This is a genomic window from Saccharopolyspora sp. NPDC002376, from assembly GCF_053593195.1.
In genome coordinates this window covers 13,424-34,195 of record NZ_JBSFBZ010000037.1, presented here as the reverse complement: position 1 = coordinate 34,195, position 20,772 = coordinate 13,424, and the positions used below count along the sequence as shown (strand labels likewise).

The 20,772-nt window shown below is 68.0% G+C and carries 22 protein-coding genes; 10 read left to right on the top strand and 12 right to left on the bottom strand.

The annotated features are described in order from the left end of the window. Positions 1 to 49: 49 nt before the first annotated feature. From ACWCO2_RS23305 to ACWCO2_RS23295, 3 genes are all read right to left on the bottom strand, one after another. A complete protein-coding gene (locus tag ACWCO2_RS23305) occupies positions 50 to 550 on the bottom strand; it encodes a nucleoside deaminase (RefSeq protein WP_450129868.1) in 501 nt (166 codons plus the stop codon). Positions 551 to 593: 43 nt separating this feature from the next. Then, the gene (locus ACWCO2_RS23300; protein ID WP_450129867.1) at positions 594 to 1,319 is read right to left on the bottom strand and encodes an aspartate/glutamate racemase family protein; all 726 of its coding nucleotides are present in this window, start codon (positions 1,317 to 1,319) and stop codon (positions 594 to 596) included. Between the two features lie 95 nt (positions 1,320 to 1,414). Continuing rightward, positions 1,415 to 2,926 (bottom strand): NCS1 family nucleobase:cation symporter-1, encoded by a 1,512-nt coding sequence (locus ACWCO2_RS23295; protein WP_450129866.1) that lies wholly within the window; start codon positions 2,924 to 2,926, stop codon positions 1,415 to 1,417. Positions 2,927 to 3,516: 590 nt separating this feature from the next. Here ACWCO2_RS23295 and ACWCO2_RS23290 point away from each other — a divergent pair. Continuing rightward, a complete protein-coding gene (locus tag ACWCO2_RS23290) occupies positions 3,517 to 4,794 on the top strand; it encodes an amidohydrolase family protein (protein ID WP_450129865.1) in 1,278 nt (425 codons plus the stop codon). A gap of 6 nt (positions 4,795 to 4,800) precedes the next feature. On the opposite strand, the gene ACWCO2_RS23285 is transcribed toward ACWCO2_RS23290, so the two are convergent. Then, positions 4,801 to 5,454, bottom strand: coding sequence for a DedA family protein (locus ACWCO2_RS23285; RefSeq protein ID WP_450129864.1), 654 nt, complete (start codon positions 5,452 to 5,454; stop codon positions 4,801 to 4,803). A 184-nt stretch (positions 5,455 to 5,638) separates the two neighbouring features. On the opposite strand from ACWCO2_RS23285, the gene ACWCO2_RS23280 reads away from it, so the two are divergent. The 4 genes from ACWCO2_RS23280 (at position 5,639) to ACWCO2_RS23265 (ending at position 9,032) form a co-directional block, all read left to right on the top strand. Beyond that, the gene (locus ACWCO2_RS23280) at positions 5,639 to 6,007 is read left to right on the top strand and encodes a twin-arginine translocase TatA/TatE family subunit (RefSeq protein ID WP_450129863.1); all 369 of its coding nucleotides are present in this window, start codon (positions 5,639 to 5,641) and stop codon (positions 6,005 to 6,007) included. A 215-nt stretch (positions 6,008 to 6,222) separates the two neighbouring features. Continuing rightward, on the top strand, positions 6,223 to 6,480 hold the full coding sequence (locus ACWCO2_RS23275) for a hypothetical protein (protein WP_450129862.1): 258 nt from the start codon (positions 6,223 to 6,225) through the stop codon (positions 6,478 to 6,480). Next, positions 6,477 to 7,886: an MFS transporter gene (locus ACWCO2_RS23270; protein WP_450129861.1), complete on the top strand. Its 1,410-nt coding sequence runs from the start codon at positions 6,477 to 6,479 to the stop codon at positions 7,884 to 7,886. The genes ACWCO2_RS23275 and ACWCO2_RS23270 overlap by 4 nt, the downstream gene beginning before the upstream one ends. A gap of 315 nt (positions 7,887 to 8,201) precedes the next feature. Further along, positions 8,202 to 9,032, top strand: a complete 831-nt coding sequence (locus tag ACWCO2_RS23265; protein WP_450129860.1) for a VOC family protein — start codon at positions 8,202 to 8,204, stop codon at positions 9,030 to 9,032. A gap of 9 nt (positions 9,033 to 9,041) precedes the next feature. Here ACWCO2_RS23265 and ACWCO2_RS23260 read toward each other — a convergent pair whose 3' ends face one another. From ACWCO2_RS23260 to ACWCO2_RS23245, 4 genes are all read right to left on the bottom strand, one after another. Beyond that, positions 9,042 to 9,629 (bottom strand): ankyrin repeat domain-containing protein, encoded by a 588-nt coding sequence (locus ACWCO2_RS23260; protein ID WP_450129859.1) that lies wholly within the window; start codon positions 9,627 to 9,629, stop codon positions 9,042 to 9,044. Between the two features lie 201 nt (positions 9,630 to 9,830). Further along, complete coding sequence (locus ACWCO2_RS23255) at positions 9,831 to 10,328, bottom strand: nucleoside deaminase (protein ID WP_450129858.1); 498 nt, start codon at positions 10,326 to 10,328, stop codon at positions 9,831 to 9,833. A gap of 15 nt (positions 10,329 to 10,343) precedes the next feature. Continuing rightward, positions 10,344 to 10,814 (bottom strand): cyanase, encoded by a 471-nt coding sequence (cynS, locus tag ACWCO2_RS23250; RefSeq protein ID WP_450129857.1) that lies wholly within the window; start codon positions 10,812 to 10,814, stop codon positions 10,344 to 10,346. A 47-nt stretch (positions 10,815 to 10,861) separates the two neighbouring features. After that, the gene (locus ACWCO2_RS23245) at positions 10,862 to 11,389 is read right to left on the bottom strand and encodes a carbonic anhydrase (RefSeq protein WP_450129856.1); all 528 of its coding nucleotides are present in this window, start codon (positions 11,387 to 11,389) and stop codon (positions 10,862 to 10,864) included. A 114-nt stretch (positions 11,390 to 11,503) separates the two neighbouring features. Between ACWCO2_RS23245 and cynR the strand changes: the two genes are divergently transcribed. Together cynR and ACWCO2_RS23235 are read left to right on the top strand one after the other, a co-directional pair. Then, positions 11,504 to 12,397 carry a transcriptional regulator CynR gene (gene cynR, locus ACWCO2_RS23240; RefSeq protein ID WP_450129855.1) on the top strand — a complete coding sequence of 298 codons (894 nt, stop codon included), beginning with the start codon at positions 11,504 to 11,506 and terminating at the stop codon, positions 12,395 to 12,397. A gap of 176 nt (positions 12,398 to 12,573) precedes the next feature. After that, positions 12,574 to 13,623, top strand: a complete 1,050-nt coding sequence (locus tag ACWCO2_RS23235; RefSeq protein ID WP_450129854.1) for a methyltransferase — start codon at positions 12,574 to 12,576, stop codon at positions 13,621 to 13,623. Positions 13,624 to 13,653: 30 nt separating this feature from the next. Here the strand turns inward: ACWCO2_RS23235 and ACWCO2_RS23230 are convergent, their stop codons facing one another. The 3 genes from ACWCO2_RS23230 to ACWCO2_RS23220 form a co-directional block, all read right to left on the bottom strand. Beyond that, the gene (locus ACWCO2_RS23230) at positions 13,654 to 14,832 is read right to left on the bottom strand and encodes a winged helix DNA-binding domain-containing protein (protein ID WP_450129853.1); all 1,179 of its coding nucleotides are present in this window, start codon (positions 14,830 to 14,832) and stop codon (positions 13,654 to 13,656) included. A 20-nt stretch (positions 14,833 to 14,852) separates the two neighbouring features. Then, complete coding sequence (locus ACWCO2_RS23225) at positions 14,853 to 15,431, bottom strand: dienelactone hydrolase family protein (protein ID WP_450129852.1); 579 nt, start codon at positions 15,429 to 15,431, stop codon at positions 14,853 to 14,855. Between the two features lie 168 nt (positions 15,432 to 15,599). Continuing rightward, the gene (locus ACWCO2_RS23220) at positions 15,600 to 16,694 is read right to left on the bottom strand and encodes a helix-turn-helix domain-containing protein (protein ID WP_450129851.1); all 1,095 of its coding nucleotides are present in this window, start codon (positions 16,692 to 16,694) and stop codon (positions 15,600 to 15,602) included. Between the two features lie 183 nt (positions 16,695 to 16,877). Here ACWCO2_RS23220 and ACWCO2_RS23215 point away from each other — a divergent pair, with 183 nt between their 5' ends. The 3 genes from ACWCO2_RS23215 to ACWCO2_RS23205 all read left to right on the top strand — a co-directional run bounded on the left by ACWCO2_RS23215 (position 16,878) and on the right by ACWCO2_RS23205 (position 20,018). After that, entirely contained in the window at positions 16,878 to 17,144 is a 267-nt protein-coding gene (locus ACWCO2_RS23215) for a hypothetical protein (RefSeq protein ID WP_450129850.1), read from the top strand. 307 nt (positions 17,145 to 17,451) lie between these two features. Continuing rightward, positions 17,452 to 18,375 carry a KPN_02809 family neutral zinc metallopeptidase gene (gene ypfJ / locus ACWCO2_RS23210; RefSeq protein ID WP_450129849.1) on the top strand — a complete coding sequence of 308 codons (924 nt, stop codon included), beginning with the start codon at positions 17,452 to 17,454 and terminating at the stop codon, positions 18,373 to 18,375. 170 nt (positions 18,376 to 18,545) lie between these two features. After that, positions 18,546 to 20,018, top strand: coding sequence for an AMP-binding protein (locus ACWCO2_RS23205; protein ID WP_450129848.1), 1,473 nt, complete (start codon positions 18,546 to 18,548; stop codon positions 20,016 to 20,018). A 3-nt stretch (positions 20,019 to 20,021) separates the two neighbouring features. Here ACWCO2_RS23205 and ACWCO2_RS23200 read toward each other — a convergent pair whose 3' ends face one another. Then, positions 20,022 to 20,726, bottom strand: coding sequence for a hypothetical protein (locus ACWCO2_RS23200; RefSeq protein WP_450129847.1), 705 nt, complete (start codon positions 20,724 to 20,726; stop codon positions 20,022 to 20,024). Positions 20,727 to 20,772 lie beyond the last annotated feature (46 nt).

Sequence of the window (20,772 nt, the reverse complement as noted above, 5' to 3'; positions counted from 1 at the left end):
GTCACGCGACCTGCGGGATCATCCAGGTCGCGTGACCGCGAAACGACACCTAGCTCTGCTCGATGCGGTGCAGCCGGGCGTGCAGGCCGCGAACCTCGTCAGCCAGCTCCGGGTCCGGTCCGGCGACCGGGATGCCCGGCGCGACCGCGTTGATCGCCAGCGGCGTGACCGGACCGGCGGGCAGTCCCCACTCGCGGTGCCACGAGGTCAGCTGCTCACTGCTCGTCGCGTAGACGATGCGGTCGAGCCCGACCCAGGCGTGCGCAGCGCTGCACATCGCGCAGTGCTCGCCGGAGGTGTAGACGGTGCTCTCGCGGCGCTCGGCGGGGGAGAGGTTCTCGGTCGCCCAGCGCGCGATTTCGAACTCGGGGTGCCGGGTGGCGTCGCCGCCCTTGACCCGGTTGCGGTCCTCGAAGCGCACCACGCCATGGGCGTCGACGAGCAGGGAGCCGAACGGCTCGTCGCCGTCGTCCAGTGCTTCGCGGGCGAGGTCGACGCAGCGTCGCAGGTGCACCTGGTCCTGCGCGCTGAGGTTCTGCGGTTCACTCATGGCTTCAACCGTAGCACCTTTGGTATACCATTTTCTGTCGAAGTCAGCCCATCGCAGGTGGCCAGTTGAGCATCTTCTTCGGCCTGGGGGAGGCGTAAGTCCGGACCTTGGACGTGGTCAAACCAAGGCGCACGAGCGACTCGGCGATGGTCACCGCCGCGGTCACGCCGTCCACGACGGGTACGCCGGTCCGCTCCACCACGCGCTCGGTCAGCCCGGACATGCCACCGCACCCCAAGCAGATGACCTCCGCTCGGTCGTCCTCGACCGCACGCGCCGCCTGCTCGGCGATGGCGTCCACCGCGGCACCAGGATCGCGCTCCAACGCCAGGACGGGCATACCGCTCGCGCGCACCGACGCGCAGCGCGCGCTGAGCCCAGCGGCGTGCAGGCGCTCCTCGATCAGCGGGACCGTGCGGTCCAGGCTGGTCACCACCGAGTACGTGCGGCCGAGGAACTGGGCCGTGCTCGCGGCGGCCTCGGTGATGTCGACGACCGGGACGTCGAACAGCTCCTGCAGCCCCTCCCGGCCGTGCTCTCCGTAGCCGGCCTGGATGATCGCGTCGAACGGCTCGGGGTAGGCCCGAACGGTCTCCATCACGGCGATCGCGGCGAGGTAGCTCTCGTAGTTGCCCTCGACCGACTCCGCGCCGAAGGCCGGCGTGATGGGAACGATCTCGGTGCCGGAAGACGCTGCACCGGCTGCTTGCGCACCGATGGACTCGGTGATGCTCGCGGTGGTGTTGACGTTCGCGACCAGAATGCGCATTGTTCGACCTCTTTCGGGGAACCCGTCCCCGGACTCGTGTTGCGTGGTGGTGCGGTGGGGGACCGGGCCCGCCCGCAGCGGGCCCGGTCGGCGGCTCACTCGGCGGCCACGGCGATCGATTCACCGTCCACATCGGTCGCATCGGGCTTGCGGTTGGCGATCACGGCGTAGATGATCGCGCCCAGGATCGCGCCGATGAACCAGGAGAACCCGGAAGCCGCACCGAACACGGGGACCAGCGCCACGATGACGGCGATCGCCGCGGCCGGGATGAACGCTCCGACGGCCTTCGGGTTGTACCCGCCGCGGTAGTGGTACTCGCTGTGCTCGTCCTCGCTGTAGAGCTCCGGCACGTTCACCCGGGTCCTTCGGATCAGCCAGTAGTCGGCCATGATCACGCCGAACAGCGGACCGAGCAGTGCGCCGAGACCACCCAGGAAGTAGTTCACCACGACCGGGCTGTTGTAGAGGTTCCACGGCAGGATGATCAGACCGATGATGGCGCTGACCAGCGCGGCCTTGCGGAAGTTCAGGTGCCGCGGGAACAGGTTCACCAGCACGTAGATCGGTGCCACGAAGTTGGCCAGCAGGTTCACCGCGATGGTCAGCACGATGAGGGCGATCGACGCGGCAGCCAGCAGCACCATGTTCGGGATGGTCTGCACGATGTCGGTCGGACTGGTGATGATCTTGCCGTCCAGCTTGAACTGCGCGCCGCTGAGCACCACCACGATGACGGCGAAGAACAGCATGTTCACCGGGATGCCGATCAGGTTGCCGCGGATGATCGACTGGCGGCTCTTGGCGGAGCGGGTGAAGTCGCAGAAGTTCAGCACGAAGGTGCCGTAGATGACCACCCAGAGCGCGGCGCCCTCCAGGACGTGCAACCACATGTCGGTGCCGACCAGCGGCTGCGCGGTGGATAGCGCGATCGAGCCGTCGGCGCGGATGAACATCCAGATCGCCAGCGCGCACATCGTGATGAGCGTGGTCGGCGCGGCGATCGCCATGTACTTGCGGATCACGTGCATGCCGTAGCTGGCGATGAGGACCTGGATCACCCACAGGGACAGGAAGGTGATCCAGCCGAGCAGCGGCAGCCCGAGCACTGACTGGGGCTTCAGCGACTCCAGCAACGGGAACATCGCCACCAGCAAGGTGCTCAGCACCTCGGAGGCGAGGTAGGTCTGGATGCCGAACCAGGCGATGGCGACCAGTCCGCGTACGGCGGCTGGGATCTGCGCGCCCTTGGTGCCGAACGCGATGCGGCTCATGACCGGGAAGGGCACGCCGGTCTTGTGCCCCATGTAGCCGGACAGCGTCAGCAGCAGGAAGAGCAGCAGCGAGGCGAGGAGGAAGGCGGCCAGGATGCCCCACACGTTCAACCCGATCGCGAAGAGCCCGATCGCGAAGGCGTAGTTGCCGAGGCTGTGGACGTCATTTCCCCAGAGGGTGAAGACGTTGTAAGCACCCCACCGGCGCCCTTCCTTCTGGGTGGGCGCGAGGTCGTAGGTGTACAGCCGGGAACTGGTCGTCGTGGCGGAGAGGTCCACATCGGCCCCTTTTCCCATGGCGGTCATCTGGCCGCCCAGGTGTCCTGTGCGCAACTTTCGACTTCCTTGTCTGTGCCGGGCATCGGATGTGGGCTGTGGTGCGGAATTTCGCTCAGCGCGCTGCCCGCGTCCTGGTGTTCAAGCTGTGCCGGGGTTGCTCGATGGGGACATGGGGTTCTCCGGTGGCGGATGCGACCGGGGCTTCCGCGAAACCCCGCGGCGCAGAGGGGGAGCGGTGCAGTCGTCGGGGTGGCCGACGAAATTTCTATTTCGAATTGCGGAAGTATACGTTTGTGATTCGAAAACGCTAGACCGCTTCTTTGGGCTCGTCAAGAGGTTCCGCGAGCGACGATTCGTGGTCGCCGAGATGGTCGATCCGGGGCTTCGAGTGCGGCTGCCTGTCCAGATGGTGGTCCTCGCGGGTCTGGGCTGTCCACGGTCGTGACAGGGGCGAGGCAGGGCTGCCTGCGGAGTCTGGTGATCGAGACGCTCAGGCGGTCCAGCCATCTTGCGCATTCTTCTCGCGTGGTATACCAAAATGATCAGACTCGTTGGAGTGGTCGCGATGCTTGCCTGAATTTTGGGTATTGTCCGCTCAATTTGGTATACAGAACAGCCTGTGCTCGGATATCGAGGAGCTCGTAATGTGCGTTGACCCCGCTCCGCCGCCCGCCAACCACCTCACCCGCCGAGGCGTGCTCACCGCAGCCGCCGTTCTGGCGGGGACCGCCGCTGTCGCAGCCACGCCCCGTTCGGCCACTGCTGCACCGAAGCCCGGTCCGTCCGCAGGGGATCTGGTCATCGATGGCGGCACGCTGCTCGACCCGGCGACCGGTGAGGTCGTCGAGAACAGCGTGGTCGTGATCCGCAACGGCGTCGTGCGCGCAGCCGGAGCCCGCGGCGGCGTCGAGGTGCCGGCCGGTGCGACCCGCCTCGACGTTCAGGGCTGCTGGGTGCTGCCGGGACTGGTCGACGCGCACATCCACCTCAACACCGCGGACGAGGCGCGCGCCGCGGTCCGCCAGGGTGCCACCAGCGCCCGCAGTGGGTCGACGAACTTCTACCAGGACATCGCCGTGCGCGAGCTGGCCCGCCAGGTGCCCGAGCTGGCCCCTGCGCTGAAAGCGGCGGGCATCTTCGTCACCCCGGACCTCGGCGACACAGTCCTGGCCGACCCCGACCTCACACCGCTGGCCCGGCTCTCCGACGGCGTTCGCTCGCCGGAGGCCCTGCGCCGCGTTGTCGAGGTGAACCTCGCCCGAGGCGCCGACATGATCAAGACGCGGGTCAACGAGCGGGCCGGGCTGCCCGAGCAGGACCCGCAGGCCCAGGTGTACTCCTACGAGCAGCTCTCCGAGGTGGTTGCCGCGGCACGTCGGGGCGGCAAGGGCGTGCTGTGTCACAGCTACAGCGAGAAGGGCTGCCACGACGCGGTGACCGCGGGCATCCGCTCGCTGGAGCACGGCGTGTTCGTCGGCGAGAAGACCCTGCACGAGATGCTCCGCCGGAACACCTTCTTCACACCCACGCTGACGCCGATCGCCGGGATGATCGACGACGAGAACCCGATCCTCGCCGAGCGCGGCCGCACCTACCTGCCGATCCTGAAGGACGCGGTGCGAGCGGCCCACGAGCTGGGGGTGCCGCTGGCGGCCGGGAGCGACTCCTCCGGCGGTGAGGTCGACCCGATCGGTCGCGAGGTGCAGCTGATGCACGAAGCGGGCCTGTCGGAGCTGGACGCCATCCGCACGGCGACGACCTCGGCCGCGACGCTGCTGGGCATCGAGCGCGAGGCGGGTCGGCTGGCGCCGGGCTTCCGGGGTGACGCGCTCGTGGTGTCCGGAGACCCGCACCGCGACCTGTCCGTCCTGACGTCGCCGGTGCACGTCGTGCGCGCGGGCCACGTAGTGGAACTCGGCTGATCGCGGTTATTGCTCTGCGCGGGGGGTCTGAGCTGCTTCCTTCGCCGCCGTGCGGCGAGCTCGGACCTTCCGCCACACCACCACCCCGACGACCACCACGACCACGGCGATGAGCACGAACCAGCTGGCTTCGCCGAGGACGTGCTCGACGTAGCGGGCCGATGCGCCCGCGCCGGTGCCGATGCCCACGTGCAGCGTCGACCAGCACAGCGCCCCGGCGGCCGATGCCGGCAGGAAGCGCCGGAAGCGCAGGTCGGAGGCGCCGGACGCAGCGGGGGTCAGGGTGCGCAGCACGGGCAGGAAACGGCCGACGAACACCGCGCCCGCGCCGTGCCTGCGGAGCTGGTCGGCGGCCCGGTCCCAGTGCTGGCGGCCGATGCGGCCGACCAGCTTCGTCTCGCGCAGCCGGTAGCCGTAGCGGTGCCCCAGCCAGTACCCGATGGTGTCCCCCGTGGTGGCGCAGACGGTGACGACCAGGACCATCGCCACGAACCCGAACACGTCGGTGATAGCCGAGGCGGCGATCAGCAGGCCGGTTTCGCCGGGCACGATCAGGCCGAGGCCGATGGTGCACTCGGCCAGCGTGAGCGCGCCTGCCGCCGCGATGACTAGCGGTAGGGGCAGCTGCGCCAACGAAGAGAGCAACTCCCCGAGATCCACCGAACCCTCCGTGCTGGTCCTCATCGGACCGTTTCGCGCGGAACGGTCCCCTCGTCACCATATCCGCGGTCGCCGGACCGGAAACGGTGTCCGGAGCCGCTCGTTCGCGTGGCGTTCCAGCGCCCGCTCGACGGCTCCCACCGGCCTGGTGAGTACTCTGCGTGTGGCTTTGGAGGTGGTCGGGATGAGTTTGCCGCACCTGGCCGTTCTGCTCGTCGCAGGTCTGTTCATCCTGGGGCCGGAGCGGCTGCCGCAGACCGCCGCGTGGGCCGGTCGCACGCTGCGCCAGGCACGCGAGTACGCCACGGGCGCTCAGCAGCGGCTCCAGGAGGAGTTCGGCGACGACCTGCGCGAACCGCTGGAGCAGTTGCGAGAGCCTCTCCAGCAGTTCAACGCGCTGCGCAATGCCGACCCACGACGTGCGGTCGTCAACTATCTGCTCGACGAGCGCCCGGATCCGCATTCGACGCCGGCCCAGCCTCCGCCGCGCGCGCTGAGCGGTGGCGAGAAACAGCCGTTCGACAAACCTCCGTTCGACGCCGACGCGACCTGATCACCCGCGTCCGGTTCGAAACGTATCGAACAAATTTCTGAATTGAGCATTGAGTCGCTGTTCTCGTGCGCTCGATTTAGCTCGATGCTGAAACGTCAGCGGACTCGGGGGGCGGTCTTTCAGAAGGTGATCGGCCTGCTTCACGCGTCGTGAGATCATGATTTTCCGCTGGTTGTGGGCGTGTCAATCTGGTCTGGTGGGGCTGAATTGCGCAGGTGAAGCTCGTCGTCTTTCTGTTCTGCATCCCATTATGTGAATTGGCTTCACATTTTTCGGCGATCTCTGTTCTGGCCAGAACTTTCGGTATGCATGATTTGCCCGATTGCAATGTGATCGAAATATCTTCTTTTCGCATCCGGATCGGCGATCCACAATTCCACGCACTATCGTTCTTCGGCATGTTCGCTTTCCGATGGAAAACACCGGAGCTCGTTGACCTGCTGGCCGACCGGGCCGGGCGGTGCGCGCGGTGACCGGTCGGGAGAGCACGCCGAACCCTGAGTCCGGCATCCGTTCGGTCGACGGCATCACCGTGGTCGACCCGGGCCTGGTGCGCCGGGCCGTCGCGGCGGCGGCCGTGGGCAACGTGACCGAGTGGTTCGACTTCGGCGTCTTCGCCTACCTGGCCACCACGATCGGCAAGGTCTTCTACCCGGAGTCCAGCCCGACCTCGCAGCTGCTGGCGACCTTCGGCACCTTCGCCGCGGCGTTCCTGGTCCGCCCGCTCGGCGGGATGTACTTCGGGCCGCTCGGCGACCGGATCGGGCGCACCCGAGTGCTGGCCACCACGATGATCATGATGGCGGCCGGGACGTTCGGCATCGGCCTGATCCCCAGCTACGACACGATCGGGCTGGCCGCGCCGATTCTGCTGCTGCTCGCCCGGCTCGTCCAGGGCTTCTCCACCGGCGGTGAGTACGGCGGCGCGATGACGTTCATCGCCGAGTACGCGCCGGACCGGCGACGCGGTTTCCTGGGCAGCTGGCTGGAGTTCGGCACGCTGACCGGCTACATCCTCGGCGCGGTGATCGTCGCCGTGCTGACCGCGGCGATGCCGGAGCCCGACCTGCTGTCCTGGGGCTGGCGCATCCCGTTCCTGGTGGCCGGACCGCTGGGCATCGTCGGCATGTACCTGCGGCTGAAGCTCGAGGAGACCCCGGCGTTCGCCGCGCTGGTCGAGGAGCACGAAGCGCAGCAGAAGGAACCGGTGAAGGGGGAGTTCAAGGAGATCTTCGTCCAGTACTGGCCGCCCATGCTGGTGTGCGGGGCGCTGGTGCTGGTGTTCAACGTGACCAACTACATGCTCACCGCCTACATGCCGACCTACCTGACCGACGCGCTGCCGCCGGTGATCGGCGAGACCGAGTCCTACATCCTGCAGATCGTGGTCATGGCGGTGATGCTGGTCGTGATCACGTTCATCGGGAGCATCAGCGACCGCGTCGGCCGCAAGCCGGTGATCATGGCCGGGTGCGTGGCGCTGGTGGTGCTGTCGGTGCCGTCGGTGCTGCTGATCCAGCAGAACACGGTCTCGACGGTGTTCGCCGGGCTGCTGATCATGGGTCTGACGCTGGTGATCTTCAGCGCGACCATGCCGTCCACGCTGCCGGCGCTGTTCCCGACGCACATCCGGCAGGGTGCGCTGTCGATCTCGTTCAACATCTCGGTGTCGCTGTTCGGCGGCACGGTCGCCACCGTGATGACCGCGCTGGTCGCGACCACCGGCGACCTGATGTGGCCGGCCTACTACCTGATCGGCGCGGGTGTCATCGGCGCGATCGGGGTCTGGTTCACCAAGGAGTCCGCGGCTCGTCCGCTGCCCGGCGCGACCGCTTCGGTCGGGACCGAGGAGGAGGCCAAGGCGACCGCTGGCCGCTGACGTCACCACGAGCCGCAACCGCAACCCGCCACCGCCGCACCGATCAGCGGTGGCGGGTTCGCGTCCAGTGTGGACATCGCAGCGCTGTGACCGGCATAGTCGGACGATTCGGCGCGGTTGCTCCAGAAGTGGTGCTCTGTCCAGGTGTTTGACCCGATCGTGATCTTCGTTGTCGGAGTGTTCCGTCGAAACACTCAACCCCGAGTGTCAACCACACCCTGGGCAAACCCGGCTGACTCGGACGACGAATTTACACGTTCTCCAAACGGTGCATAATTAACCCGACAAGTGATCTTGACGAGCTGGGGGCTGGACATGTCCGTCGAGAGAGCTCGCTGGGACATCCCTGCCGGGATGCCCTGCTGGATCGAGCTGGTGACCACCGACGTGCCGATGGCCTGCGGGTTCTACGGCCGTCTGCTCGGCTGGGAGTTCGAAGAGCACGACGATCCGCGCGAGGGCTCGCACGTGATCGCGCACCGGGACGGATACCCGGTGGCCAGCATCCGCGAGTCCGCGGACGGCCGTTCGAGGTGGCGGCTGTTCCTGGCGACCGCGAACAGCGCGGTTACCGCGGCCGAGGCGGGCAAGCTGGGCGGGCAGATCGTCGTGCCGCGCAGCCGGGTGCCGGGCCTGGGCGTGAAGTTGGTGCTGACCAGCCCGTCGGACGACGAGTTCGGCCTGCTGGAGCCGGACGCGCAGTGGCAGTTCGACGTCGGCTTGCCAGGCACGTTGGTGTGGGCCGAGCTGGTCACCATCAAGGCGCAGTCGGCCGACCACTTCTACGGTGGCCTGTTCGGCTACACCGGTGAGCAGTTCGGCACCGACCACGTCTCCGACTACGAGGTCTGGTATCTGGGCGGCGATTCGGTGCTGGCCCGGGTCAGCATGATCCGCGATCATCTCAGCCCGGACGCGCACCCGCACTGGCTGGTCTACCTCGGTGTGGACGAGGAGATCGGCACCGACGAGATGGTGCGGTCCGCGGTCGCCCACCACGGCCGGGTCCGCGTGGACCCGTACGACTCCAGCCTCGGACGGGTCGCGGTGCTGCGCGACCCGATGGGCGCGCGCTTCGCGCTCGTCGACCCGTCCCAGGCCACCGATTACGGCTCAGCCGGTAACGACGACCCCTACGACGACTGACCGCACTTCTCAGGTCGCCTCGCGGAGCAGGTTCACGATCTCCTTCTGGCCACTGGCCTGGGCGTGGCGGAGGGCAGTCACGCCCTCGCCGTCCGGGATGGCCGGGTCCGCTCCAGCCTCGAGGAGGATCTGCACGATCTGCTGGTAGGGGCGGCTGCCGTCGCCGAGGATGACGGCTTCGAGCAGGCCGGTCCAGCCGAGGTTGTTGACGTGGTTGACGTTGATCTCGGTGCGCAGGACCTCCCGGACGTAGTCGACGTGGCCGCGTTCGCAGGCGGGGATGAGTGCGACGCCGCCGAACCGGTTGGTGATGGTGACATCGGGACCGGCGGGCAGCAGCACCCGGAGCATCTCGACGCTGCCGGTCACACCGGTGGCCAGGAACGGGCTGTCCCGGCGGTCGTCCTGGGCGTTGGGATCGGCCCCGGCCGCGACGAGTTCGCGGGCGACGTCGACGTGATCGCTGAGCACGGCGAGCAGCAGCGGCGTGCGCTGGTGCGCATCGCGGGCTTCCACGTCGGTCCCGGTCGCGAGTGCGGCGCGGACGTCGTCGAGGTCGCCGGTGGTGGCCGCGTGGAGAAGTTGGTGATCGGCCATCGGGGTTCCTTTCCTGGGGTGGAAAACTGCGGTGCGCCGCCACCGGTGACGGGGGACCGGTGGCGGCGCCAGAGGCCAGGAGATCACAGGGTGAGGGTGATTCCCAGCTGGTGCACATAAAGTTGGGCACCCGCAGTCCAGGCGGGCGCTGAGGTTTCGCTGCTCGCGCCGCTACGCAAACCAGCCATCGGAGGCAGATCCTTAGGCGATGGGCGCGCCGGCGACCCTGCGTTCGCCGCCGTTGCGCTTCTGCCAGTCCTTGTAGACGTCGACCGCCGCGTCACTGGGTTCGTGGCGCATCGGCAGTCGGCGCTCTCGCCAGTCCTTGGCGAACTCGGTGTAGAAGGTGTCGAGCTCGAAGTACTTGCGGTCGTCCACGTAGTGCGGCTCGTAGGCCTCGCGGGTGGTCAGGAAGACGACCTCGTCGGGGCTGCAGTAGTACAGCGAGCCCAGGCACATCGGGCAGGGGTGCGCCAGCACGTAGATGGTGGTGCCGGTGAGGTGCTCGGTGCCGAGCTTCGTGCACGCGTCCCGGATGGCCAGCACCTCGGCGTGCGCGGTCGGGTCACCGGTCTGCGCCACCTTGTTGGGGCTTTCGGCCACGATCTCGCCGTCCTTGGCGATGACGGTCGCGAACGGGCGGCCGCCTTCCTCGACGTTGCGACGGGCCAGGTCGATGGTGCGCTGGATGAAGTCCACTTCATCTCCCCGTTCTCAGAAGGGCTTGGTGGGCAGGTACTTGCCGTCCAGGGTGATCACGGCTCGTTCGCCGCCCTCGGGGTCGGCAACCTTCTGAACGTCCAGGCGGAAGTTGATGGCGCTGATGATGCCGTCGCCGAACTTCTCGTGCACCAAGGCCTTGAGCGTGGTGCCGTAGACTTGGAGCATCTCGTAGAACCGGTAGATGGTGGGGTCGGTGGGAACGCCGCCCGGGATCGAACCGCGGGTCGGGATGGTCTGCAGCAGCAGCACCGCGTCTTCGCCGAGCTCCAAGAGCTCAGCGACCGCCTTGGCGGCGGAGGCGGGCAGCGCGTGCTGGCCCAGCAGGGCGGCCGTCACGAAAGCCTCGGAGAAACCAGCGGTTTCGGCGATCTGCTGCCACGTCAGGTCTTTGCGGGTTTTGCTCTCGACCGCTGCGATGGCGAGCTGCTGGCGGGCGGTGGGGTCGAACTGGGCGTGCACCACGTTCGCGTTCCTCTCTGTTGGTGTGTTGCGGGATCCCGTCACGGCACTCATGCGGCCGGGACAGGAGCGATCAGGTCGTCGCGGCCGAGTTCGACCACGTTGCCGGTGGCGATGTCGAAGACCCAGCCGTGCAACGAGATCTGGCCGCTGGCGGCCGCTCGGGTGACGAACGGGTGGGTCATCAGGTTCGCCAGCTGCGCGAGCACGTTGTGCCGCACGAGCACGTCGACCTCACCGTGCCAGTCAGCGGCGGCGGCCCGGGCCAGCGAGGCGTCCGCGTGGCGCAACCACCCGGCGGTGGTGGGCAGCGCGGACATGTCCTGGTGCTCGGCGAGGGCGGTCATGGCGCCGCAGGCGGAGTGCCCGCAGACGACCACGTCTGTCACGCCCAGCGCGTAGATGGCGTACTCGATGCTCGCGGTGATGCCGTCGGCACCGGCCGAGTGCGCGGGGACGAGGTTGCCCGCGGTGCGGATGACGAACAGCTCGCCGGGGTCCTGCTGGGTGATCAGCTCGGCCTTGGTGGGGAAGACGCCCTGCTGGAACTGGCGAATGCCGTCCGCGAGGTGCTGCATGAACCCTCCTCGTGCCGGTGTCGGTGAATGACACCACAACCATGCATGAGCTGGATCTATAGTGTCCAAGACGCAATTGGCATCGAGACGATTGCTGGCATCTATAGTGGGAGTGTGACCGTGGAACTGCGCCACCTCCGCTACCTGCTGGCCGTCGCCGAGCAGGCGAACTTCACCCGTGCGGCTGAGGAGCTGCACATCTCGCAGCCGACGCTGTCGCAGCAGATCAAGCAGCTGGAGAAGGCGCTGGGCGCGCAGCTGTTCGACCGGACCGGGCGGTCAGTGCGGCTGACCGACGCCGGTGCGACCTACGTCGACCACGCGCGCCAGGCGTTGCGCGATCTCGCGGCCGGTCAGCGCGCCGTGCTCGACGTGCAGGACCTGACCCGCGGGCACCTGCGGCTGGCGGTCACGCCGACCTTCACGGCCTACCTCGTCGGGCCGTTGATCGGTGCGTTCCGGGCGGCGTACCCCAGGATCAGCCTGGACGTGCGGGAGATGACCCAGGACCGGATCGAATCCGCCCTGCTCGCCGACGAACTGGACCTGGGCGTGGCGTTCCGCGGAGACCACCTGCCGGGCATCGACAGCGCCCCGGTGCTGACCGAATCCCTCAGCCTCGTCGTCGGTCGGCGCCATCCGTTGGCCCGCCGCCGGAACCCGCTGCCGGTGGCGGACGTGGCCGTTCAGCCGCTGGCGCTGCTCAGCACGAATTTTGCCACCCGCGTTCACATCGACACCTACTTCGCCGAGCACCGGGCTCAGGTGCAGGTCGCGGTGGACGCGAACTCGGCCACCGCGCTGGTCGAGATCGTCCGGCGGACCGATCTGGCCACCGTCCTGCCTGACGCCGTCACGCGGGAGCACCCCGACCTGCACCCGATCTCGCTGACGCCGGAGCTTCCGACCCGCACGCCCTGCCTCCTGCGTCGCGAGAGCGCTTACCAGAGCGCGGCATTGCGCGAGTTCGTCCGCATCGCGCGAGAAATGCAGGATTCTGACAGGTAAGTCGGAGAATCCGATGTGGATGTTCTTGTTCGGTCGACAGGCGACCAATGCTGAATCCGCCAATTGCAGTAGCGAGATTCGTGCGTGCGCGTTTCTCGGGTGATTCCCGGATCCCGGAGCCGGTCTGTGGCACTCTCGGCCATGCGATCTTGGTTGCCTGGAACCCGGGGGAAGACATGCCGTTCAAGAGCGAGCTCGCCCAGCCTTCGGCTGCTGAAGCGGAGCAGACGCACAACGTGGACACGGTCATGGGGATGTTGACAGGGCACTGGATGGCCCAGATCACCCGAGCCGCCGCGGATCTGCGGATCGCGGACCACGTCGCCGCGGGCGTTGTCACAGCACAGGAGATCGCCGAGAAGGAGTCGAGTGATCCGGAAACCACGTACCGGCTGATGCGCGCCTGCGCCAGCCTCGGTCTGCTGGTCCACGAGGGCCAGCGCCGCTTCGGTCTCACCTCGCTCGGTGAGGTGCTGCGCGAGGGTGTGCCCGGGTCGCTGAGGGAGGCCGCTCTGGTGCAGGGAGCGCCTGGCCATTGGCAGAGCTGGGGGCTGCTCCCGGAGGCGGTGCGCGCTGGTGGCAACCAGGTCGAGCAGGCCCTGGGCGCCGACATCTTCACGCACTTCAGCCGGAATCCCCGCGAGGCCGGCCTGTTCTCGAAGTTCATGTCGAACATGACGGGCATGGTCATCGAGGACGCGATCTCGCTGCTGGACCTCGACGGGGTGGGCAGGGTGGTCGACGTCGGCGGAGCGGAGGGCGCGCTGATCCTGCAGCTGATGCAGAAGCACCCCGACCTCGAAGGCCAGGTGTTCGACCTCCCGCACGTCGTGGAAGACGCCCAGCGGGCCGCCGATGAAGCCGGGCTGTCCGACCGCTTTTCCGCAGTCGGCGGAGACTTCTTCAGCGATGTGCCGGAAGCCGACTACTACCTGCTCAAGAACATCCTGCACGACTGGGCCGACGAGCAGTGCCGCACCATCCTCAGCAACTGCCGCCGAGCGGCGCGCCCAGGCGCCTGCGCCCTGGTGATCGAGGCGCTGATCGGCGACATCGGCAAGCCCGATCAGGCCGTTCTCATGGACATGAACATGCTCGCCGTCTCGGAGGGGCTCGAGCGAGACCTGGATGAGTTCGACGACCTCTTCGCCTCGTCCGGGTGGAAGCGCACCGACATGAGGCCCACCCGCTCGCTCTACTCGCTGATGGAACTGGAAGCGATCTGAGCGGCTGCCTTTGAACTCGTTAGACGCTGGTCAGCGGTCCCAGGTGATCAGCGGGGACTTGTACAACGTGGAGACCTTCTCGCCGTCGAGCCAGTCTTCCAGCCGCTCGGCCTCCGCCTGGAGCGCCGCCCGCGCGGTCGGTCCTGGGTTCTCGGGCACGATCAGCTCGATCCGCCCGGCGTCGTCCTGCACGTAGGCGCCGACGATCCGGCCGTCCCACCACGCGGTGGTGCCGCAGTTGCCGGACCTGTCGAAGACGGCCGGGTGGAAGTCCGGGGCGAGGTAGAAGTCGCGTTCCTTCCAGCCGAGCGCCGTCGGGTCGAGCGCGGGCAGCACCGCGGCCCACGGCTCGACGGGAGGCTCGGGATCCACGTCGTCGGGCAGCAGCCAGCCGACCTGCTCGCGCTCCAGCTGCACCTGCACCGCGCTCACGTCCGCCAGCGTCTGGCGCATCGCGCTCTTGGTCGCGCCGAACCACCACACGAGGTCCGTTTCGGTCACCGGGCCGAAGGAGCGCAGGTAAGACTCAACGAGCTGCGCGTATGCCTCCCGCACCTCGACCCGGGCCACGGGCTCCTCGAACCATTCGTCCATCCGCGCCCACAGGTTCCGGTTGACGCGCCAGTGGCTGCCGTTGTGCCCGCGCACCAGGTCACCGGACGCGCCCATCCACGTCAGCACCCTCGGTGCGATGTGCTGGACGTTGCCGTACGGCTTGTGCTCGTACATGGACACCTGACCGGACAGCTCGGCCAGGCCCTCCCGGAGGTCCTTGGCGCTGGACTCGTGCCCACCGACCAGCTCCTGCAGCACGGCCTGGCGGGCGGCGTCCAGCCAGGCCGTGCCGTCGTCGGTGATCCCGCCGTTGTGGAGGTCTTTGACGAGCTTGCCGAACTCCTGCCCAGCGACCCGCTCGGACGGTGCGCTCAGCGCGGCCGGCAGGAGGTCGCGCGGGAACACGAACAGGGTGCGACGCATCGCGAGCTGCTTGACCAGGGACCTCGATTCGAACAGTGCGTGCTCGAAGTCCGCGCGGGTGAACGAGTCGACCCGGGCGAGGATCGAGAGGTACGGGGTGGCCGGTTCGGTCGCGTGCAGCACCGTCATGGCCTTGACCGCCGCTTCCGCGTCCTCGACCCGGTGCTGCGGCGCGAGCGCGTGACGCCTGGCCAGCCGAGCCCGTCGCTCCGCGTCGTCGATCACTCGCATCCCGCGTCCCTCCGGGCTGTTCAGAGCGAGTCGATGAAGGCCAGCGAGGCCGCCCAGGCCTTCCGAGCGGCTTCGGCGTCGTGATCGGGCAGGTCCGGGTCGGTGAACAGGTGCCCGGCGCCGGGGTAGCGGTAGATCTCCACGTCCGCCCCGGCCCGCTGCATCTGCAGGTACCAGGAGTTCAGCCAGTCGTCGGTCTCGAACGGGTCGGGCTCGGCGACGTGCAGCTGCACCGGCAGATCGTCGACCTCGGCGTTCTCCGCGATGTCGGAAGTGCCATGCAGGAGCAGCAGGCCGCGAGCCTTCTCGTCGGCCAGAGCGAGGGTCTGGGCCATGGCCGCGCCCATGGAGAGCCCCGCGTACACCAGACCCCGGTCGCTGAGCGGAGCGGCGACCTGCACCGCCCTGCGCAGCAGCTCGTCGCGGCCGATCTCGTCACTGATGTGCTGGCCGTCCTCGACGGTCTCAGCGGTCTGGCCGTCGAACAGGTCGGGAACGTGCACCTCGTGGCCGGCCTCGCGCAGTCGGTCGGCTGCGGCGTGCACGGCGGGCCGCAGCCCGAACGACGAATGAAGCAGAAGGATGTCCACACCGAACATCCAATCAGCCACCCCCGACCAAAGCCGGACAGAGGGTCAGCCTGCGCGCATGACCGGGCTGGTCGCCGCCCCAAACCTGCACTGCTGGTCAGGACCCGTGAGTCTTTTCTGTCGTCATAGCAACACAAAAGACTCACGGGTCCCGACCTGCGATCGAGTCGAGCGGGATCAGAGCATCTGCCGGACTTGGCGAAGTCGGTCGTCGGCCCTGGCCGATGGCATGACTGCGGCGTGGCGCTCGGCCTGTTCGACCGCATCCCGCGCGGCGTCGAGATCACCGGTTCTGGCATGCGATTCGGCGAGCCACGTGAGGTAGAGCGCTACTTCCCGGGCATGGCCGGAAGGGTAGGTGGCGACGGCGTTGGACAGGAGCGGTTCAGCATCGCCCGGCCTGTCCAGCTCGATCATGCACCTACCAGCCATGATGTCGATCTCGGCTCGGTTGAGCCAGTAAACCCACTCCGGTTCGGACCCGTCACCTCGTCGTTCGTAGGAGTCGTTCACCGCGTCGAGTGCGCGCCAGGTGCCACCGGTGTCTTTGGCCTTGACCGACGCCCACGCCACGCGTTCGAGCAGCAGTGCGTGAACAACGGGTGTTGCTCCATCGGCACCTTTGACGGCAGTCCGCGCCAGCAGCGCTGCATCGCGCGGATCGCCGATGTTCGCGACCTGATAGCTCAGACTCGACAACAGCTGAGCCCCGAGCATGCGATCGGATGCCTCGCTGGCCGCGCCCACGCCCGAGATGTACAGGCGTTGCGCTTCGGCATGACGACCTGCGTCGCTGGCGATCCACCCGGCGAGCTGGGCCAGTTCGCCGACTGCGGTGAACAGGCGTCGGCCCACGCGCTCCGAGTAGCGTGCCGACCGCATGAGCTCGTCGGCTTCTCCGAGCTCTTTCGACACAGCGGGCAGGAGATCCCGGCTGCTCACCACGTCGTCGAGATGGCGAAGCTCGATCACGCGGGCTTCCAACTCCTTCGCCAGGGACTCGCCGACCTGCCGACCGGAGCGGAACTGAACGGAGATGGGCGACTCCGAGACGAGCCATTCATGGGCGATCCGCAGCGGATCGCCCGGGTTGGGTTGCAGCGGAACGCCAAGCGCCTGCTCGTAGGCGTTGACCACATCTGGCGTTGCTGATCGTTTCCCGGTTTCGGCCATGCTCAGGTACGACTTGGCGTAGTGCGTGCGCTGTGCCATCCGGGACAAGCTCAACCCCGCAGTGTCGCGGGCAGCCCGCAAGTCCTCGCCTGTCGTCATCAGCCCCACCTCGTTGTGAACCCCTGTGAACGGCGAAAGCACTACTGCTAACGGTAAGTGCTGACGAGGTTACATACGGGCACGACGTGCTGGTCGGTGCGAGTTTGCGGAGGTCTCCTTGGAAACTCCCGAATTCCGATCGGCGGTGCCCAGCACGCGAAACGACGTTCACGGGAGGTTCGGATGGCTGGGTTCGGGGTGGAGCGGTCTTTCTCGGAGTGGGTGGACGAGTTGGTCCGGGTGACCGCGCCGCGGGTCTTCGCGTTCGTCGAGGAGATCGAGGACGAGTTCGGGAAGGACGGGCAGATCGTCGCGTGGGGCCTCGAGTTCCCGGACCACGCCGAGGTCATCGGGGTCGACGGCGGGGTTCGCGGGTCCTTCGGCTCGACGCAGACCGCGTTCGAGCTGTTCTCCCGCCGGGATCCAGTTCAGTTGGTCTGGGCTCCGTAGGGGGCCGTGAGCCGCCCTGCTGGCGGTCCAGCAGATCGATGGCCTTGCCGGTCATCTCGGCCAGCTTCGGCGCGTTGGCCGGCGGCCCCGGTTCGGCGCGCAGCGGGTGGGCTCGGTGCCGCCGACCTTGGCGGCCGGCCCGGTCCACTGGCGACGACTGTGAGGTGAACTTTGTTGACAGCGGTGTGTTGCGCGCGCTACACCGGTGCGCTGCGCAAGATCGGCCGTTCGTCGCCCCGGGATATCGTGTCCGACGAGCAAGACGTCCGCACGCCGGTCGGCGCGGGGTTCTCCAGGAGGAATTTCGGTGCGGTTCAACGAGGACGCGGAGCTGGACACGTCCCAGGTCCAGGAAGCCGGTGGTTCCGGCGGTGGGATTCGGGGCGGCACGATCGCGGTCGGTGGTGGCGGTTTGACCGTCGTCGGGGTCGTGATCTTCTTCCTGATCAGCAACTTCCTCGGCGGCGGCGAGTCCTCGTTGCCGCTGAGCCTCGACCAGTTGCCGGCCGGTCAGCAAGCGGACAATCAGCGGCTTTCGGAGGAATGCCGCACCGGGGCCGACGCCAACCGCCGTGACGAGTGCGCGCTGGTGGCTTCGATCAACTCCATCCAGGGTTACTGGAGCGACCAGTTCAAGCGCTCCGGCGGCCGCTACGAGACGGCGCCGACGAACTTCTTCCGCGGCTCCGTGCAGACCGCGTGCGGTGGTGCGACCTCCGACGTCGGCCCGTTCTACTGCCCGGCCGATTCTGAGGTCTACATCGACCTGGACTTCTTCAAGGACCTGCAGACTCGGTTCGGCGCCCAGGGCGGGCAGTTCGTGGAGGCCTACGTGCTGGCCCACGAGTACGGCCACCACGTGCAGAACCTGCTCGGCACCTCCTCGAAGGTCGACCCCCGCAAGACCGGCCCGACCTCGGGCGCGGTGCGGCTGGAGCTGCAGGCCGACTGCTACGCGGGGGTGTGGGCCAACCACGCCACCACGGTGCCCACCAAGTCCGGTCAGCCGCTGATCGAGGAGATCACCAAGGACGACGTCAACCGCGCCTTGGACGCGGCGGAGCACATCGGCGACGACTTCATCCAGGCCGAGCTCGGCGGTGGCCGGGTGGACGAGAGCAAGTTCAGCCACGGCAGTTCGGCGCAGCGCGAGAAGTGGTTCACCACGGGCCTGCACACCGGAAACCCGAACGCCTGCAACACCTTCGACTCGAAGGTCAGCCTCGGCTGATCCCGCATTATCTACGCGCGGCCACCGGGACCGGTGACTGAAGAGTCCGATGTGGACATATCCGAGATGGTCCCGGATCGAGCGGCGGCGGGGAGTTCCCAGATTTCCCAAACTTGGGAGTTCCGGCCACCGCCAGCGCACGCCGATCACCGATGGAGGAGCGAGCGAAGATGACCATCGACTCGACCGGCGGTTCCGGCCCGACCGCGCTGGCCGCGTGCTTGCGAGAACTCGTCGCGCAGGCGCCCGACCGCCCGGCGGTCACCGACGACCACGTGACGCTGACGCGGGCCGGGCTCGACCGGCGCACCAACCAGCTCGCGCGCCGGTTCGCCTCGCTCGGCGTCACCCGGGGGTCGATGGTGTCGATCGCGCTGGTCAACCAGGTGCGGCACCTGGAGTGCTCGATCGCGGCGTGGAAGCTCGGTGCGATTCCCCAACCGCTGTCGCACCGCCTGCCGCCCGCCGAGCTGTCGGCGCTGCTGGAAGTCGCCGACCCAGCGCTGGTGGTCGGGCTCCCGCCGCAGGACTCGCACCCGTGGCTGCGCGGCGACGAGGACGTCACGGACGAATCCGACGCCGCCCTGCCGGACGTCATCGGACCGGCGTGGAAGGCCCCGACCTCGGGCGGCAGCACCGGACGGCCCAAGCTGATCGTGGCCGGTCAGGAGGCCACCGCCGAAGGGGTTCTCGCGGGATGCGACCACCTCCGCCTGGAACGCGACGGCGTCATGCTCACCACCGCACCGCTGTACCACAACGCGCCCAACATGTTCTCGCTGATCTCGGTGCTCCAAGGCAGCCACGTGGTCCTGATGTCGCGGTTCGACGCCGACCGCGCGCTCGGGCTGATCGAGCAGCACGCGGTCACCTGGCTCTACGTGGTTCCCACGATGATGGGGCGGATGCTGCGGCTGCCCGCTGAGCGCCGGGCCGAGGTGGACGTCTCCTCGCTGCGGACGGTCTTCCACATCGGTGCGCCCTGCCCGCAGCACGTCAAGCGCGGCTGGACCGACTGGGTCGGCCCGGAGAAGGTCGTCGAGGTCTACGCAGGTACCGAGGCGCTGGCCAGCACGATGATCGACGGGATCGAGTGGCTGCAGCGCCCCGGTTCGGTCGGCAAGGTCGCCGCTGGCGAGATCACCGCCCGCGACGAGGAGTTCCGAGAGCAGCCGCCGGGTGAGGTCGGCGAGTTGTGGCTGCGCCCGAACCCGGGAACCTCGCCGCCCTACCGCTACGTCGGCGCCGACCCCAGAGCGCGCGACGGCTGGGAATCGCTCGGTGACATGGGGTGTTTCGACACCGACGGGTACCTCTACCTCGCCGACCGGAGCACGGACGTCATCCTGGTCGGCGGCGCGAACGTCTACCCGGCGGAGGTTGAGAACGCCCTGGCCGAGCACCCGCACGTCACCTCGAGCGCGGTGATCGGCCTGCCCGACGAAGACCTCGGCAACGTGGTCCACGCGATCCTGCAGACCACTCGCTCGGTGCCCGACGAAGAACTGCTGGACCACCTGCGCGCCCGCCTCGCGCCGTACAAGATCCCGAGGTCCTTCGAGTTCACCAGCGAACCGCTCCGCGACGACGCGGGCAAGGTGCGCCGAAGCGAACTGCGCGCAGCCAGGCTGAAGAAGGCCTGACGGTCAGGCCGGGCCGACGGCTCCCCGCCGCTGCGGGCTGATGCTGGGCAGGTGCTCGCGGACCAGCAGCCCGCTCATGGCCAGCAGCCACAGGGCGGTCAGCGCGTTGGGGACGTAGGCGGTGAGCACGCTGTCCGGCGCGAGCACCCCGGCCCCGCTGATCACCGTGATCGCGCCCAAAACCCTGATCAGGGCGACGAATCCGGTGAACCAACCGGCCCACTTGGGGAACACGTCGGCCCGCGCGATGGCCACCGCGCAGGCCGCCAACGGCAGTGCCAGCGCCAGTCCGGCGATCGCCCGCACGACGACCAGCGCGGAGTAGGGAACTGAGGCCACCACGAGCAGCATCGGGTGAGTGGTCAACGCCTGGACCACACCGCCGAAGGCCGCCACGGCGAGGAATCCGATGGCGGCGGTGATCGCGAACCCGCTGAGCACGACGGCGGGCGCATCGCTGTTCGGGTCGGCCAGCCGGAACGCGGTGGCCAGGGTCGCGCCGAACCACATGAACAGCACGACGGCCGCTGCCGCGAGCACGACCGCGGTCATGATCACGCCGCGGGTGAAGAACAGGTAGCTGGCGATCGCGTTGGTGGATTCGGTGATCCGCGGGGCATCGCGGAGCAGGATGCTCGCGATGACGGCGAGCACGAGCGAAGCGAGACCGGCTAACCCGCCCCAGCGCATTTCGTGGCCGTTGTTCATCGTGTCCTCCAGCGGTTCGGGTGCGGAGAATGCATCGACGGTCGCG

Coding starts and splice junctions, on each gene's coding strand:
- ACWCO2_RS23200 (WP_450129847.1), bottom strand. CDS start 20,726: ATGAACAACGGCCACGAAATGCGCTGGGGCGGGTTAGCCGGTCTCGCT.
- ACWCO2_RS23290 (WP_450129865.1), top strand. CDS start 3,517: ATGTGCGTTGACCCCGCTCCGCCGCCCGCCAACCACCTCACCCGCCGA.
- ACWCO2_RS23205 (WP_450129848.1), top strand. CDS start 18,546: ATGACCATCGACTCGACCGGCGGTTCCGGCCCGACCGCGCTGGCCGCG.
- ACWCO2_RS23230 (WP_450129853.1), bottom strand. CDS start 14,832: ATGCGAGTGATCGACGACGCGGAGCGACGGGCTCGGCTGGCCAGGCGT.
- ACWCO2_RS23220 (WP_450129851.1), bottom strand. CDS start 16,694: ATGACGACAGGCGAGGACTTGCGGGCTGCCCGCGACACTGCGGGGTTG.
- ACWCO2_RS23245 (WP_450129856.1), bottom strand. CDS start 11,389: ATGCAGCACCTCGCGGACGGCATTCGCCAGTTCCAGCAGGGCGTCTTC.
- ACWCO2_RS23280 (WP_450129863.1), top strand. CDS start 5,639: ATGAGTTTGCCGCACCTGGCCGTTCTGCTCGTCGCAGGTCTGTTCATC.
- ACWCO2_RS23300 (WP_450129867.1), bottom strand. CDS start 1,319: ATGCGCATTCTGGTCGCGAACGTCAACACCACCGCGAGCATCACCGAG.
- ACWCO2_RS23305 (WP_450129868.1), bottom strand. CDS start 550: ATGAGTGAACCGCAGAACCTCAGCGCGCAGGACCAGGTGCACCTGCGA.
- ACWCO2_RS23265 (WP_450129860.1), top strand. CDS start 8,202: ATGTCCGTCGAGAGAGCTCGCTGGGACATCCCTGCCGGGATGCCCTGC.
- ACWCO2_RS23215 (WP_450129850.1), top strand. CDS start 16,878: ATGGCTGGGTTCGGGGTGGAGCGGTCTTTCTCGGAGTGGGTGGACGAG.
- ACWCO2_RS23235 (WP_450129854.1), top strand. CDS start 12,574: ATGCCGTTCAAGAGCGAGCTCGCCCAGCCTTCGGCTGCTGAAGCGGAG.
- ACWCO2_RS23260 (WP_450129859.1), bottom strand. CDS start 9,629: ATGGCCGATCACCAACTTCTCCACGCGGCCACCACCGGCGACCTCGAC.
- ACWCO2_RS23225 (WP_450129852.1), bottom strand. CDS start 15,431: ATGTTCGGTGTGGACATCCTTCTGCTTCATTCGTCGTTCGGGCTGCGG.